This window comes from Salmonella sp. FC25216 (genome assembly GCF_057751355.1).
The window spans coordinates 1-305 of the sequence record NZ_JBDGON010000045.1; the positions used below are offsets into that span (position 1 = coordinate 1).

Annotated in this window: 1 pseudogene; it reads left to right on the forward strand. The window is 57.0% G+C overall.

The features are described 5' to 3' along the window. Positions 1-31: 31 nt before the first annotated feature. Positions 32-305, forward strand: a pseudogene (locus AC3G3F_RS23920) (hypothetical protein); the annotation flags it as partial.

Consider the following 305-nt stretch of genomic DNA (forward strand, 5'->3'; position numbering starts at 1 on the left):
CTTTTATCATGGTGTCAGGGAACAGAGATTCATGGGAAACACCTCAGCCAGTACTACCGGTGCTGCCGTCAGTACACCACCACGTCCCTTTATCCGGGCCTTTCCGGTCCCCAAAAATAACCGGGGGCACGCGTTCAGCAACATTGACGATATTCTGGCTCATCTTCAGGGAGAGCCTACCGGACACTGGCTCGTTGGCAGTAACGGGATGTGGCATGGCGGGATTCATATCACCGATGCCACCACGCCGTGGTGCGCCCTGAGTGGGAAAGCACCACAGGAGGTGATGGAGTACCCTGTGCCCG